Below are 14,396 nucleotides of genomic sequence, written 5' to 3' on the forward strand. Positions count from 1 at the left end.
ACAAAAGGATATCAACGATGAATCGTTTTCATAAACTACTGACAATCGGTTTACTGGCGCTTAGCTCAACGGCCTGCAAAGAGGACTTTCTGGAGCGTCAGCCACCCAATATTATTCTCGAAAGCCAGGTCTGGAACGACCCCAAGCTGATCACGAGCCTACTGGCCAACTATTACGACCGGTTGCCTGCACACACGCAGATTGATATCGGCTGGGATCAGTTCGCGGCCTACGATGAAGCCATGTGGTCGGGTAACAACGACGGCCCGAACAACATCGTCAATTACGGTTTCGACCGCTGGCGGTTGTGGGATTATGGCCTGGTTCGTGACATCAACCTGGCGCTCGAAAGCATTGAGGCGAAGAGTACAGCCCTCACTACGGCGCAGAAAGCGCAGTTTTCGGCTGAGTTCCGGTTCCTGCGGGCTTACATGTATTTCGAGATGGTGAAGCGGATGGGCGGTGTACCGATCATCACCAAACAGCTCATCTACGATTTCAGCGGTAACCCAACATCGCTACAGTTCGCGCGCAACAAAGAATCGGAAGTGTACGATTTTGTGGCCAGCGAACTCGACGCGATCAAGAATGACCTTGGCAATGCCGGCAGTAACACCCGCGCCAACCGCTACACGGCGATGGCCCTGAAGAGCCGGGCAATGCTCTATGCAGGATCAATTGCGAAGTATAACAACCTGCTGGGTGCGCCCATTCAAACGGCGGGCGGCGAAGTGGGTATTCCGGCCAATCGCGCTACTGAATACTACACCAAGGCGCTGGAGGCAGCGAAAGAAGTGATTGCCGGGCCGTATTCGCTCTACCGGGCCAATGCCAATCTGGGCGAGAATTTCTACGAGGCCATTACCAAAAAGCTGAACAACAATGAAGTAATTCTGGCGAAAGACTTCCTGGTGACCAAAGACAAGCGGCATGGCTTCAGCTACGATAACATTGCCCGTAACATCCGCGAAGACAACCTGTCGTCGTCGAACATCACGCCAACGCTGAACCTGGTTGAGGATTATGAATACCTGGATGGTACGTCGGGCGAACTGAAAACGCGCACGACCAATGATCAGGATTACATCTACTACGATAACCTGAGCGGTCCGTTTGCCAATAAAGATGCCCGCCTATACGGCACGGTTATTTACCCCGGCACCACGTTCAAGGGGCTGGAAGTGCAGATTCAGGCAGGTGTGGCGGTCTGGAACGGCAGCAGCTACCAGCTTGTGGAAGGCAATACGCTGGGAGCAACCTATACCGACGGTAAATTGCTGACGGGTAGCTCAGGCCCGCAGCGGTCGCAGACGGAAGTGTCGAACTCGGGTTTCTACCTGCGCAAATACATTGACCCGGCTCCGCTGTCGAGCACACGCGGCATTCGCAGCGATATGTGGTGGGTACGTTTCCGGCTGGGCGAAGTACTGCTCAATGCCTCGGAAGCGGCGTTTGAACTGGGGCAGACGGCCGAAGCACTGACCTACGTGAATCAGGTTCGGGCACGTGCTGGTTTCCCGGCCAATAGCCTGACCTCGCTGACGCTGGCCCGGTTGCAGAACGAACGGCGCGTTGAACTGGCCTTTGAAGATCACCGCGTTTGGGATCTGAAACGCTGGCGTATTGCGCATCTGGTGTGGGACGGCAATACGGCCAACCCCGACGCCATGCTGACGGCCCTGTATCCATACCGCGTGGTTCGCCCGGGTAGCGCTCAGGACGGCAAATACATCTTCATCAAGATGGTAGCGCCCCGGTTCCGGGCACCACGGTTGTTCCAGTTCGGTAATTACTACTCGTCTATCGATCAGGCTGTTATCAATAATAATCCGAAGATTGTTCGCAATCCTTTTCAGTAAGCATTAACCATGAAAGCAATCCTTTTCAGTCTGTTAGCGGGCACCGTGTTGCTGGCCAGCTGTGCAAAAGATAATTACGAGCCACCCAAGTCGACCCTGACCGGGCGGGTGATTTACGACAACCAGCCGGTGGGTGTTCGTACCAACGGCGTTCAGCTTGAACTATGGCAAAAGGGCTATCAGCTCTTTACCAAAATTCCGGTTATCGTATCGCAGGAAGGTACCTTCTCGGCTGCCCTGTTCGATGGCGATTACAAACTGGTTCGCCTGCGCGGTAACGGGCCCTGGGTCGATAATACGGATACAATCAACGTATCGGTTCGGGGCGCTGCTACGATCGACGTACCTGTGCAGCCTTTCTTCGTGATCCGGAACCCATCCATTCAACGTAGTGGTACCAGCCTGACGGGTTCCTTGACGGTGGGGCAGGTTGTAACTGGCCGGGCCATTGAACGGGTAACGATGTATGTAGGCACCACGCAGTTTGTGGATGTAACAAACAACGTTGGATCAGCCAATGTGGCCACTGCTGCTCTGGCAGACCTCAGCAAGCCGCTACCCCTCTCACTAACGTTGCCTGCTGCTGTATCAAGCCGCCCCTATTTTTACGCCCGAATTGGGGTTAAAACCGTTGGTGTGGCCGAATTGATCTATTCGCCGGTGCAGAAAATTACGTTGTAAGAACACCATGCATATGAACCGGGTAACAGAGAAGGCCTACTCCGTTGCCCGGTTTATTTATGCGCGGTGTGTTGTGTATTGCTGGCGCGCGAAGCAACACTCACGCAACAGCACTACACAACACACATGAGACCGCAACCCGTAAATAAACCCACCCCAACCACAATTTACCTATGAATCTCTTTACCAAAGCCGCCGGCTTACTCGTACTGACAGCCAGCCTTACGCAGGCTCAACCTGCGCCAACTCACGTTGTTCGGGTCAACGTGGCCCAGCCCGTAGCTGATATTCAGCCGACGATGTGGGGCGTTTTCTTTGAAGATATCAACTTCGGCGCTGATGGGGGTATTTACGCTGAATTGGTCAAGAATCGCTCGTTCGAGTTTTTTAAACCGCTGATGGGCTGGACTGTGCGGGGGAAAAAACGTACGGAAGGCGACATTCTGGTGCAGAATCGCTCGGAGGCAGGTAGTACGCAGACCAGCAGCAACCCGCGCTACATCCGGGTAACGGCCAACGGAGCCAATAGCGGCGATCTGGAAATGATCAATGAAGGGTTCCGGGGAATGGGCCTTAAAAACGGCCTACGCTACGACTTCGCTCTTATGTACCGGGTACAGTCGGGTAACGTGAAAATCCATGCCGATCTGATCAACGCCCAGGGCCAGCCGATTGGGTCAGGTACGTTGTTGCCCGAAAAATCGGATGGGCAGTGGCATAAACAGCAGGTGAGTTTTAAGTCGGCTGCTACCGAGCCAAAAGGAAAGCTAAACGTCTGGTTTGAGGGCACCGGTGTAGTTGATCTCGACATGATTTCGCTCTTTCCCGAAGACACCTGGAAAGGTCGCCCCGGTGGTATGCGCGCCGATATGATTCAGATGCTGGCCGATATGAAACCGGGCTTTGTTCGCTTCCCCGGCGGTTGCATCGTGGAAGGACATGACCTGACGCAACGCTACCAGTGGAAGAAAACGCTGGGCGCGCCCGAAGACCGCCAATTGGTGATTAACCGCTGGAACTTTGAGTTTGGCCACCGCCCCGCGCCCGATTATTTCCAGACGTTCGGGCTGGGTTTCCTGGAGTATTTTCAACTCTGTGAAGACATTGGCGCTGAACCGTTGCCTATCCTGAACTGCGGAATGGCCTGCCAGTTCAACACCGCCGAACTGGTACCAATGGATCAGCTCGACCCATATGTGCAGGATGCTATCGACCTGATCGAGTTTGCCAATGCCGACGTCAATACGAAATGGGGTAAGGTGCGGGCCGACCTGGGTCATCCGAAACCATTCAACCTCAAAATGATGGGTGTGGGCAACGAAAACTGGGGGCCCCAGTACATCGAGCGACTGGCCGTTTTCCAGAAAGCCATCAAAGCAAACTATCCGAATTTTCGACTGGTGTGTAGCTCAGGCACCGATCCCGATGGTGAGCGGTTCGATTTCCTGAACGGAAAGCTCAGAGCCATGAACGCCGATCTGATCGATGAACACTACTACCGCCGACCCGAGTGGTTTCTGCAGAATGTAAAACGCTACGACACGTACCCACGCAACGGCGCAAAGATTTTTGCGGGCGAATGGGCCGCGCAGAGCGACAAAACGGTGAGCATTAACAACAAGAATAACTGGCTGTGCGCCCTGAACGAAGCCGCGTTCATGACGGGTCTGGAACGGAATGCGGCGGTTGTGCAAATGGCTTCCTACGCTCCGCTCTTCGCCAACGCCGATGCCTGGCAGTGGACCCCCGATCTGATCTGGGTCGACAACCTGCGCGTATATGGAACCCCTAATTATTTCGTCCAGAAGCTGTATTCGCTCCATAAAGGTACCCACGTGCTGAGCATGACGCAGAACAACGAAGCGCTGGCTGGCCAGGATAGCCTCTACGCTTCGGCCGCCTGGGATAAAGCAACGAGCGAGATCATCCTGAAAGTGGCCAATGTTTCCGACAAAGCGCAGGTACGTCAGATTCAGCTTGACGGTACGAAAAAACTGGATGCGAACGGCAAGCTTTTCCTGCTGAAAAATGACAACCTGAACGCGGTGAATTCCTTCGAAAACGCCACCAACGTCAGCCCGGTCGAGCAGGCGATCGCCGTTGATGTGAAGAAGAAAAACGTAACGATGACGCTGGGACCAAAGTCATTTTCGGTCGTGCGGATCAAGGCGACGATGTAGGTATCGTTTTTTGTCATCCCGACGGCAGGAGGAATCTTGAGTTTGGCTTAACTACAGTGCCAGGAACCCTCAAGATCCCTCCTTACGTCGGGATGACAAAACATACATTTCCGTTGTGGCTTGCCTGCGGCGAGTGACAACGATATATCAAACCCCCTCACCCCCATGCTCAACAAATACGCAATCGCTCTACTCGCAATACTAGCCGCGAACGTACCCAGTTATGCACAGGGTCAAGGCCCCAGTTCGGGAACCGGCATTACCACCCACGACCCGAGCACCGTGCAGAAAGAGAACGGCCGGTACTGGTACTTCGCCACGGGGAACGGGATTCAGGCGGTTAGTTCGCCAGACATGAAGACCTGGAATGTGGAGAAGCCAATTTTCGAGCGGGGCACCTGGCCAAAGTGGATTGACACCACGGTGACGAATTTCAAAGGCCACTTCTGGGCACCCGACTGCATCAGGATGAACGGGAAATACTATCTCTACTACTCCTGCTCGTCGTTTGGTGCGCCTACCTCGGCTATTGGCGTTGCTACGTCGCCAACGCTCGATCCGCAGTCGCCGACATACAGGTGGGAAGACCAGGGAATGGTCGTCAGATCGAAAGTGCGTGCCGACTTCAACGCCATTGACCCTGGCCTGATGCGCGACACCGACGGCCGGGTCTATTTCGTTTATGGCTCATTCCACGGTGGCATTGGGGCCGCTGAGATCGACACCCTGACCGGAAAAACCAAAACCCCGATAAAACGGGTAGCCGGTGGGCGCGAATCAGACTGGGAAGCGGCTGCGCTCATCAAGGAAGGAAGTTACTACTACCTGTTTGTTAATAATGGGCTGTGCTGCAAGGGCTTGAATAGCACGTATTATATTGTGGTAGGTCGGTCAGACAATCCGATGGGGCCGTTTCTAGACCAAACCGGCCGGGACCTGACCGCCGGGGGAGGAACAATAGTGCTACGTACCGACGGAAAATACATTGGTCCGGGTCACGTTGGTTTGCTTCGTGAGGATGGAAAGAATATCGTGTCTATCCATTACTACGATGCTGAGGATAAAGGCCGGTCGAAACTGGCGTTCCGACAACTCAAATTCCGCAAAGGCTGGCCGATTCTGGAAGAATAATTGACTTGAGTGCATCGCGGATAAATTGATCGTTTGTAATATTGTGTCAAATTGACACTTTTAAGAAATAGCTCGGCTTAGCTTCTTCGTTTCAGCTTAATTGTGTGTGAAATACACGTTGTGATTAGATGGATTGGCTGGTGGGCTTTGGTTGATGTAAGTTGCTTTCGCGTGCTGGCTTCGTACTGTGCACACCCTTGTACGCATTTTTTGTCATCCCGACGTCAGGAGGGATCTTGGCGTTCTTGGTAAAAGTGCCAGGCACTACCTGAATGAACGCCAAGATCCCTCCTGACGTCGGGATGACAAAAAACCTATAACCTTTACCCCTAAACTCGTTCAGAACGAATAAACAATACTATGAAAAGTCAGTACGTCATTGGCGTTGATTTTGGTACCGATTCGGTGCGCGCGTTACTGGTCAACACCCAGACAGGAGAAACTGCTGGCACACACGTGCATGAGTATGTCCGCTGGAAGCAGGGGCTATACTGTAATCCCGCCCAATCTCAGTTTCGGCAGCACCCGCTCGATTACCTCGAAGGGTTGGAGGCCAGCATCAAAGGCGCGTTAGCCAAGGCACCCGCCGAGGTACGTTCGCAAGTGGTTGGTATCTCGATCGACACCACCGGGTCAACGCCCGTTGCGGTTGATAAAACCGGTTTGCCGCTGGCGTTGCGTCCCGATTTCGAGGGCAACCCAAACGGTATGTTCATTCTATGGAAAGACCATACCGCCAACGCTGAAGCCGAGGAAATCAACAACCTGGCCCACCACTGGGATACCGACTATACCAAATACGTTGGCGGCATTTACTCGTCGGAATGGTATTGGGCCAAAATGCTCCGCACCCTGCGCGTCGATGAGCAGGTACGTGAACACGCCTTTTCGTGGGTCGAACATTGCGATTGGGTGTCCGCCGTGCTGACGGGCAATACCGACCCACTCACCCTTCGTCGGTCACGTTGTGCGGCGGGCCACAAAGCGCTCTGGCATAGCGAGTTCGATGGTTTGCCCTCCGACGAATTCCTGACCAAACTAGATCCCTTACTATCCGGCCTGCGTGATCGGCTGTTTACCGATACCTACACCGCCGACGAGCCGATGGGTAACCTGTCGGCTGAATGGGCCGACAAGCTGGGCCTATCAACTAACGTGGTCATTGGCGTTGGCGCTTTTGATGCGCACATGGGCGCGGTTGGCGCTGAAATTGAGCCATACACCTTCGTCCGGATCATGGGTACGTCGACCTGCGATATTCTGATGGCACCGAACGAAGAGATCGGTCATCGGCTTATCCGGGGTATCTGCGGCCAGGTCGATGGGTCGGTAGCACCGGGAATGCTGGGCATGGAAGCGGGGCAATCGGCCTTCGGTGATCTGTACGCCTGGTTCGCCCGCCTGCTGACCGGCCCGGTTCGCGAACTGCTGGGTGATGAAGCAGCCGACTCGATGATGAGCAAACTGATTCCGCACCTGTCGGAGCAAGCCGCTCAATTGCCCGTCACGCCAACTGACCTCATTGCCCTCGACTGGATCAACGGTCGCCGCACGCCCGATGCGAACCACACGCTGAAAGCGGCTATTTCGGGGCTAAACCTGGGTACCGATGCCGCGCAGGTGTTCAAGGCGCTGGTAGAGGCTACGGCTTTTGGCTCGCGCAGTATCGTCGACCGGTTTATTCAGGAAGGTGTTCAAATCAAGAACGTGATCGCTATTGGCGGTGTGGCCAAAAAATCACCGTTCGTGATGCAAACCCTGGCCGATGTGCTGAACAAACCTATTCAGGTGGCGCAGTCTGATCAGGCCTGTGCCCTAGGTGCGGCCATGTGCGCGGCGGTAGCGGCAGGCGTGCATCCAACGCTGTCTGATGCGCAAAAAGCAATGGGCTCCGGTTTTGACGCATCTTACGCCCCGCGCCCTGATAAGGTGGCGATCTACGAAACACTCTACCAGAAATACCTGAAACTAGGGGCTTTTGTAGAGAACGTACCTGGCGCGAAGGCATTGGCTGAAGTGATTTAGTCGGCGTAGGTACGTTGTTTTGTCATCCCGCAATGGCGGACCGCTCCTGTCGTCGGGATGACAAAAAGCACCAACACAACACACAATATTTTTCATTCTACAATACTCCTTGATCAATGCTTAATCTGAAGCAGTTCGAAATTTGGTTTGTTACAGGCAGCCAACATTTATACGGGGAAGAAACCCTGCGGCAGGTAGATGCCCACTCGCAGGTCATCGCCGATTTCCTCGACAAGGCCGCCCCAATGCCGGTGCGGGTCGTGTTTAAACCCGTGGTGAAAACACCCGATGAGATTTACGCGATTTGTCAGGAAGCCAACGTCGCGCCCAACTGTGTAGGCATCGTTACCTGGATGCACACCTTCTCACCCGCCAAAATGTGGATCCGGGGGCTGAACATCCTGAAAAAGCCGCTGCTGCATCTGCACACGCAATTCAACCGCGACATTCCCTGGGGCGAGATCGACATGGACTTCATGAACCTCAACCAGTCGGCACACGGCGACCGGGAGTTTGGCTTCATCATGTCGCGGATGCGGTTGAACCGTAAAATCGTGGTGGGTTTCTGGCAGGAGGAAGCCGTAGTCCAGAAAATTGGATCATGGGCGCGGGTGGCTGTAGGTGCGCACGAACTGAAGACACTGAAAGTCGTTCGCTTTGGCGACAATATGCGGCAGGTGGCCGTAACAGATGGCGACAAAGTAGCTGCCGAAATGACCTTCGGTATGTCGGTCAACACGCACGGTATTGGCGATCTGGTGGCGGTGATCAATCAGGTGACCGACGCGGAGGTTGACAAGCTGGTGACAGAGTACGCCGACAGCTATACGCTGATGAACTCGCTGCTGAAAGGCGGTGCTCAACATGAATCTCTGCGCGATGCTGCCAAGATTGAAATTGGTATGCGGGCATTTTTGCAGGACGGTGGCTACGGCGCCTACACCGATACGTTCGAGGATCTGCACGGTATGAAACAACTGCCCGGCATTCCGTCGCAACGCCTGATGGCCGAGGGCTACGGTTTCGGTGGCGAAGGCGACTGGAAAACGTCGGCGATGGTGCGCGTGATGAAAGTGATGGCGGCCGGTTTACCGGGCGGTAACTCGTTCATGGAAGACTACACCTACCATTTCGATCCGTCGAATCCACTGGTGTTGGGGTCACATATGCTCGAAATCTGCCCCAGTATTGCGGTGGGTAAGCCTACCTGCGAGATTCACCCGCTGGGCATCGGTGGCAAAGCTGACCCCGTCAGGCTGGTGTTCAACGCGCCCGCTGGCCCGGCCATCAACGTGTCGCTGATCGATATGGGCAACCGGTTCCGGCTGCTGGTCAACGAAGTGGATGCCGTTGAGGTGGCCGAAGCCCTGCCTAAGCTGCCCGTTGCCCGTGCGCTTTGGAAACCGAAACCCGACATGGCTACGGGTTGCGCTGCCTGGATTCTGGCCGGTGGAGCCCACCATACGGTATTCAGCCAAAACCTGACCACCGACCAGATCGAAGATTTCGCCGACATCTTCGGCGTTGAACTCGTCGTGATCGATGGCAGTACAAATCTGCGCCAACTCAAAAACGAGCTCCGCTGGAGCGAAGGATACTATAAATGATTTAGAGTTTTTTGTCATCCCGACGACAGGAGGGATGACAAAAATACCCTCTCAGGCACGTACCTACATCCCAAACTTCTCATGAAAAAACAACTCCTAACCATTTCCCTGGTCGGTCTGTCACTGCTGGCAGCGGCCCAGAATAAGGTGACGATTAATGCTGGTGACGGTAAAACGATCATCAACAAGCACATCTACGGCCACTTCGCCGAGCACCTTGGCCGGTGTATCTACGACGGCTTCTATGTAGGCGAAAACAACAAGACTATTCCGAACAAGAACGGGGTACGTCTCGATGTGGTCGATGCGCTGAAGAAGATGAAAATCCCGAACCTGCGCTGGCCGGGCGGTTGCTTTGCCGATACGTATCACTGGAAAGATGGGATTGGTCCGAAAGCGAAACGCCCGTCGATCGTAAACACCTGGTGGGGTGGCGTAACGGAGAACAACAGCTTTGGTACGCACGACTTCCTGAACATGTGCGAACTGCTGGGCACCGAGCCCTATCTGGCTGGTAACGTAGGCAGTGGCACCGTGCAGGACCTGACCGAGTGGGTGCAGTACGTCAATTTCGAGAAGAATAGCCCGATGTCGAACCTGCGGCAGCAGAACGGCCGCGCTACCCCCTGGAACGTGAAATACTGGGGTGTTGGCAACGAAGCCTGGGGCTGTGGCGGTAACATGAAACCCGAGTACTACGCCAACATCTACCGGCAGTACAGCACGTTCATGAACCCGCAGGTGGGCAAGGAAAAGATCTTCCGAATTGCCTCGGGGGCTAGCTCAGACGATTTCAACTGGACGGAAACGCTGATGAAAAATATTCCGGTCAGTATGGTTGAAGGTGTAGCCATGCACCACTACTCGACATTCGGCTGGGACCCTGGCGTGAAAGGATCAGCTACTGATTTCACCGAAGCCCAGTACTTCCGTACCATGCAGCAGGCGCTGAAAATGGATGAATTCATCCAGAAGCACTCGGCTATTATGGACAAATATGACCCCCAGAAAAAAGTAGCGCTGGTTGTCGACGAGTGGGGGGCGTGGTACGAAGTAGAGCCGGGTACCAATCCGGGTTTCCTGTACCAGCAGAACACCATGCGCGACGCCATCCTGGCCGGGGCCACGCTCAACATCTTTCACAAGCACGCCGAACGGGTACGTATGGCCAACCTCGCGCAGGCCATCAACGTGTTGCAGGCGGTAATTCTGACGAAAGGGGAGAAGCTGATCCTGACGCCGACCTACCATGTGCTGGAAATGTACAACGTACACCAGGACGCTACGTTATTGCCGATCGATATCAAGTCGGACGATTATGAAGTAGGTAAAGACAAACTGCCAGCCGTGTCGGCCTCGGCCTCGCGTGACAAAGCGGGTAAAGTCCATGTATCGCTGGTGAACCTGAACCCAAACAAGCCACAGGAAATAACGGTGAATCTGAAAGGGCTGACCGCCAAAGCCGTAACAGGGCGCATTCTAACGTCGGCGAAAATACAGGATCACAACACGTTCGAAAATTTAACGAAAATCAAGCCCGCCGTATTCAACGGTGCCAAACTGAACGGCGACGAACTAACCGTCACCCTGCCAGCGGTGTCAGTAGTTGTATTAGAAATGTAAAAAGAGGGAGGAACGGGAGAAAGGAGGAACGGAGAAAAGGGTTGCTTTCGCACGGTAAGCTACACGTGAAAGTGATTTCTTCCTCCCTTTCCTCCGTTCTCCCTTTCCTCCTTTCCTCCTTATGTATAAATCCCTGCAAGAAGAATGTTACGAGGCCAACATGCAGCTCCCGAAGCTGGGGTTGGTACTCTTTACGTTTGGTAACGTCAGCGCGGTCGATCGTGACCGGGCGGTGTTTGCCATCAAACCCAGCGGCGTCGATTACGCCAAACTGACCCCCGCCGACATCGTGATCTGTGATTATGACGCAAAGGTGGTGGCAGGTACGTTCCGGCCTTCGTCGGATACGAAAACGCACGCGCTGCTCTACAAAACCTGGGATGATATAGGCGGCATTGTGCATACGCACAGCACCCACGCTGTAGCCTGGGCACAAGCTGGTATGGACATCCCGATCTTCGGAACTACCCACGCCGACCATACCCACCGCGATATTCCCTGCGCCCCCGCCCTCACCGACGAGATGATCGAAGGCGATTACGAGCACGAAACGGGCAATCAGATTTTTGGTATTTTCGCCGAAAAAGGCCTGAACCACAAGGAGATGGAGATGGTGCTGCTGCAGAACCACGGCCCATTTACGTGGGGAAAAACCGCTGAAAAAGCTGTGTATAACGCGGCGGTCCTCGAAGAGCTGGCTCGCATGGCGTACCTCACGCTCCAGATCAACCCCAACACGCCGCGCCTGAAAGACACCCTCCGCATGAAGCACTACGAGCGCAAGCACGGCGCGAATGCCTATTACGGTCAGGGTTGTTAGGTTGGTTGACTGGGAAATTGGTTGATTTTGGCTCTTGTTTCGCACGTGAGCCTGTCGAAAGGCCTGCCTCTCGCGCGAAACAAGTGCCAAATTATTCATTCCGCACTATAGCTCGATTCGCTCAATATCCATCCGGCGAATCAAGCCGTTTTCGATTTGGTAGATGTGATAGACAGTCTCATCAATAAGCGTTGTGCCGTTTAAGTCCTTAATGAACTGATGAACTTCTGTGCGCACACGGCCGTCGCTATCGATTGTAAAGGATAGCGGCTCAACACGGGGGTTGATGAGACCCCACTGCCTGGTCCAGTAGTCCCGTATTTCCTGATGACCGTGCACAAAGCCACCTTCCATGCCATTTGGCCAGTCAACATTAGGGTGCATCAAGGCTAAGGCACCGTCGATAGTGCGTTGATTGAAATTCAGGTAAGACTCGTTCAGGAGTTGTTCGTGTGCATTCATTTGATTGACTTCGCTGGGAACGGTTATAGTGAAGCCCAAAAATCCAGTGAATCAGACACATTGCTTGTCAGCTTAAATTGAGATTTTATCAGTTTAGGTTATTTCTGGCGTTGCAACGGAATCGCTTGTTTAGTGGTCTACTTCAAAAGCAACTAAATGACCAATGAAGAACAGCTACACGCTTCTTCTTTTGTTGATTACTGCCTCTACGTTGGTAGCCCAAACACCAATACGTACCCAGGTATACGTGCGGGCGGGGATAGGCGCTAGCCAGATGAGTTCAACTGGACAGGGCGTAGTTACGTTGAGCCAGCAATTTCAATATGAAACAGACTTGCTGCTAACGGGAACCGGCAATGCCTTAATAACACCTAATGTGGGTGCGGGGTTGTCAATTGATGTGAGCAAGCATTTTACCATTGGTGCTGAATTAAACGTGGAGCAAAAAGGCGCACGGGCTACTACAGATAGGCTTGTTACCTATTGCACTAGTGGTAATTGTGGAATTATTTATCACCCTCCAACGTCGATTTCTGCCATTGGTCAGGCTACCGCACGCTTAACGTACCTTACCTTGCCCATATTGGTCAGTTACCGCTTAGGTAAGATCTCATTATTGGGCGGGCCGTATCTGAGACTGAAACTGGTCGAGCACCAGAAGGGTAATTACCAGCTTTTAATTAACAATGCGTACACTTCCATCACTTATTTTGACCTACAGTCCAGCCAGTTCAACACGTTTGACTTTGGGCTTACTACGGGACTTGCCTATGAGCTGACTCATCGTATTGGGGTTGACCTCCGCTATAGCCAAAGTCTGGTGCGATCTGCCTCCAGCAATAATGTGCTTCTGTCATCGCTTAATCGAACGGCACAATTGAGCATGCGCTATGCTATAAAAAGATGACAGGGAGCGTTTTTAGGTCTTACAAGGTGCCGCATTTTTGAAAAATTTATAGGCCTGGCTCTCTCAGCGCCGCTACTGTTTCTTTCACCGCCGCAACGTTGGTGGTGGGTAGGTAGTTAAAGGCCGTGTTGAATTTAGCAGCGTCGAAGAAGTAGTCACGGTCGTACTGGTAACGCATTTCGTACATCTCCTTCAAAACATGAATGAACAGCCCCAGCGTCCAGAGGCCCCAGCCCGGTAATACCTGAACGCCTGCCGGTGCGTTCGATCTGGGCATTTCCTGCGCAAATAGACCAGCCCATTCAGCACCGGTTGGCGCCTGAGGATCAACAGGTAGGTTCCAGATCTGGTTGTATGCCGTTGGGGTGTTACCAAGCATGGCAGTACCAAGGCCCAGGTCGGGCGTGTAGCCGGTTGAATGAATACGGCTGGCATCGCAGAACCACTGCGCTTTTTTGCCTTTCACCAGATTATCATAGATCAGGTTCATGGTGATACTGGTCTGGCGGCTGGTGGGGCCGAAAAAATCAGGCGCACGGGCAATGATGGCGTCGAGCTTTCCCTTTTCCACGGCTTCCAGCACATTCCGGTCGACAGCAGCCCGAACGTCTCCTTTTTTACTGCAAGGGCTTATCGGCGACGACTCCGTAATGTGCGTGACATTATCGCCCCCGATAGCGTAGATATTATCGAAGAACACCAGTTTGCACTGATGCTGGCTACAGGCGTCGACTACGTTTTTGATCAATACCGGCCATTTTTCCTGCCAGAGTTTTGTCTTGTATTCATAACCAACCGTCAGATAGGCTACTTCGCTACCTGCTACTGCTTTCAGTACCTGCGCCGGATCGTCCAGGTTGGCCGGAAAGAGGCTGTCGGTAGCATTGACTTTTTTTGGGGTACGGCTCACGAGCCGAACGGTATCGGTATATTTGGTAAGGGCTTTGGCTACTTCGATGCCAATGGCCCCGCCAGCACCAAGGATGGTTTGCATGTTATTGCGGGTTTTCAGGAACGTACCTGATTGAGTACCAGACACGTATTCGTGACGCAAGCTATGTAAATCCGCCAAGTGCTGAGAACGTATTCAGTACCATTTCG

Annotated in this window: 11 protein-coding genes; 9 read left to right on the forward strand and 2 right to left on the reverse strand. The window is 53.5% G+C overall.

From position 1 onward, the window contains the following. The first annotated feature begins 17 nt into the window (after window positions 1-17). From J2I46_RS08860 to J2I46_RS08895, 8 genes are all read left to right on the forward strand, one after another. A complete protein-coding gene (locus J2I46_RS08860; RefSeq protein WP_207328643.1) occupies window positions 18-1,859 on the forward strand; it encodes a RagB/SusD family nutrient uptake outer membrane protein in 1,842 nt (613 codons plus the stop codon). Window positions 1,860-1,868: 9 nt separating this feature from the next. After that, window positions 1,869-2,540, forward strand: a complete 672-nt coding sequence (locus tag J2I46_RS08865) for a DUF3823 domain-containing protein (RefSeq protein WP_207328644.1) — start codon at window positions 1,869-1,871, stop codon at window positions 2,538-2,540. A gap of 173 nt (window positions 2,541-2,713) precedes the next feature. Continuing rightward, window positions 2,714-4,720: an alpha-L-arabinofuranosidase family protein gene (locus J2I46_RS08870; RefSeq protein WP_207328645.1), complete on the forward strand. Its 2,007-nt coding sequence runs from the start codon at window positions 2,714-2,716 to the stop codon at window positions 4,718-4,720. A gap of 165 nt (window positions 4,721-4,885) precedes the next feature. Further along, window positions 4,886-5,851, forward strand: coding sequence for an arabinan endo-1,5-alpha-L-arabinosidase (locus tag J2I46_RS08875; protein WP_207328646.1), 966 nt, complete (start codon window positions 4,886-4,888; stop codon window positions 5,849-5,851). 360 nt (window positions 5,852-6,211) lie between these two features. Continuing rightward, window positions 6,212-7,876, forward strand: a complete 1,665-nt coding sequence (locus tag J2I46_RS08880; protein WP_207328647.1) for a ribulokinase — start codon at window positions 6,212-6,214, stop codon at window positions 7,874-7,876. A gap of 116 nt (window positions 7,877-7,992) precedes the next feature. Then, window positions 7,993-9,483 (forward strand): L-arabinose isomerase, encoded by a 1,491-nt coding sequence (gene araA, locus J2I46_RS08885; RefSeq protein ID WP_207328648.1) that lies wholly within the window; start codon window positions 7,993-7,995, stop codon window positions 9,481-9,483. An 81-nt stretch (window positions 9,484-9,564) separates the two neighbouring features. Next, window positions 9,565-11,106: an alpha-N-arabinofuranosidase gene (locus J2I46_RS08890; RefSeq protein ID WP_207328649.1), complete on the forward strand. Its 1,542-nt coding sequence runs from the start codon at window positions 9,565-9,567 to the stop codon at window positions 11,104-11,106. 121 nt (window positions 11,107-11,227) lie between these two features. Further along, the gene (locus tag J2I46_RS08895) at window positions 11,228-11,926 is read left to right on the forward strand and encodes an L-ribulose-5-phosphate 4-epimerase (protein ID WP_207328650.1); all 699 of its coding nucleotides are present in this window, start codon (window positions 11,228-11,230) and stop codon (window positions 11,924-11,926) included. Between the two features lie 105 nt (window positions 11,927-12,031). Here J2I46_RS08895 and J2I46_RS08900 read toward each other — a convergent pair whose 3' ends face one another. Continuing rightward, a complete protein-coding gene (locus J2I46_RS08900) occupies window positions 12,032-12,388 on the reverse strand; it encodes a nuclear transport factor 2 family protein (protein WP_207328651.1) in 357 nt (118 codons plus the stop codon). Between the two features lie 163 nt (window positions 12,389-12,551). On the opposite strand from J2I46_RS08900, the gene J2I46_RS08905 reads away from it, so the two are divergent. Beyond that, window positions 12,552-13,295, forward strand: a complete 744-nt coding sequence (locus tag J2I46_RS08905; protein ID WP_207328652.1) for a porin family protein — start codon at window positions 12,552-12,554, stop codon at window positions 13,293-13,295. Between the two features lie 46 nt (window positions 13,296-13,341). Here the strand turns inward: J2I46_RS08905 and J2I46_RS08910 are convergent, their stop codons facing one another. Further along, window positions 13,342-14,349 (reverse strand): NAD-dependent epimerase/dehydratase family protein, encoded by a 1,008-nt coding sequence (locus J2I46_RS08910; protein WP_229379661.1) that lies wholly within the window; start codon window positions 14,347-14,349, stop codon window positions 13,342-13,344. Window positions 14,350-14,396: the final 47 nt, after the last annotated feature.

The sequence above is a fragment of the Fibrella forsythiae genome (assembly GCF_017353175.1).
Classification (GTDB): Bacteria; Bacteroidota; Bacteroidia; order Cytophagales; family Spirosomataceae; genus Fibrella; species Fibrella forsythiae.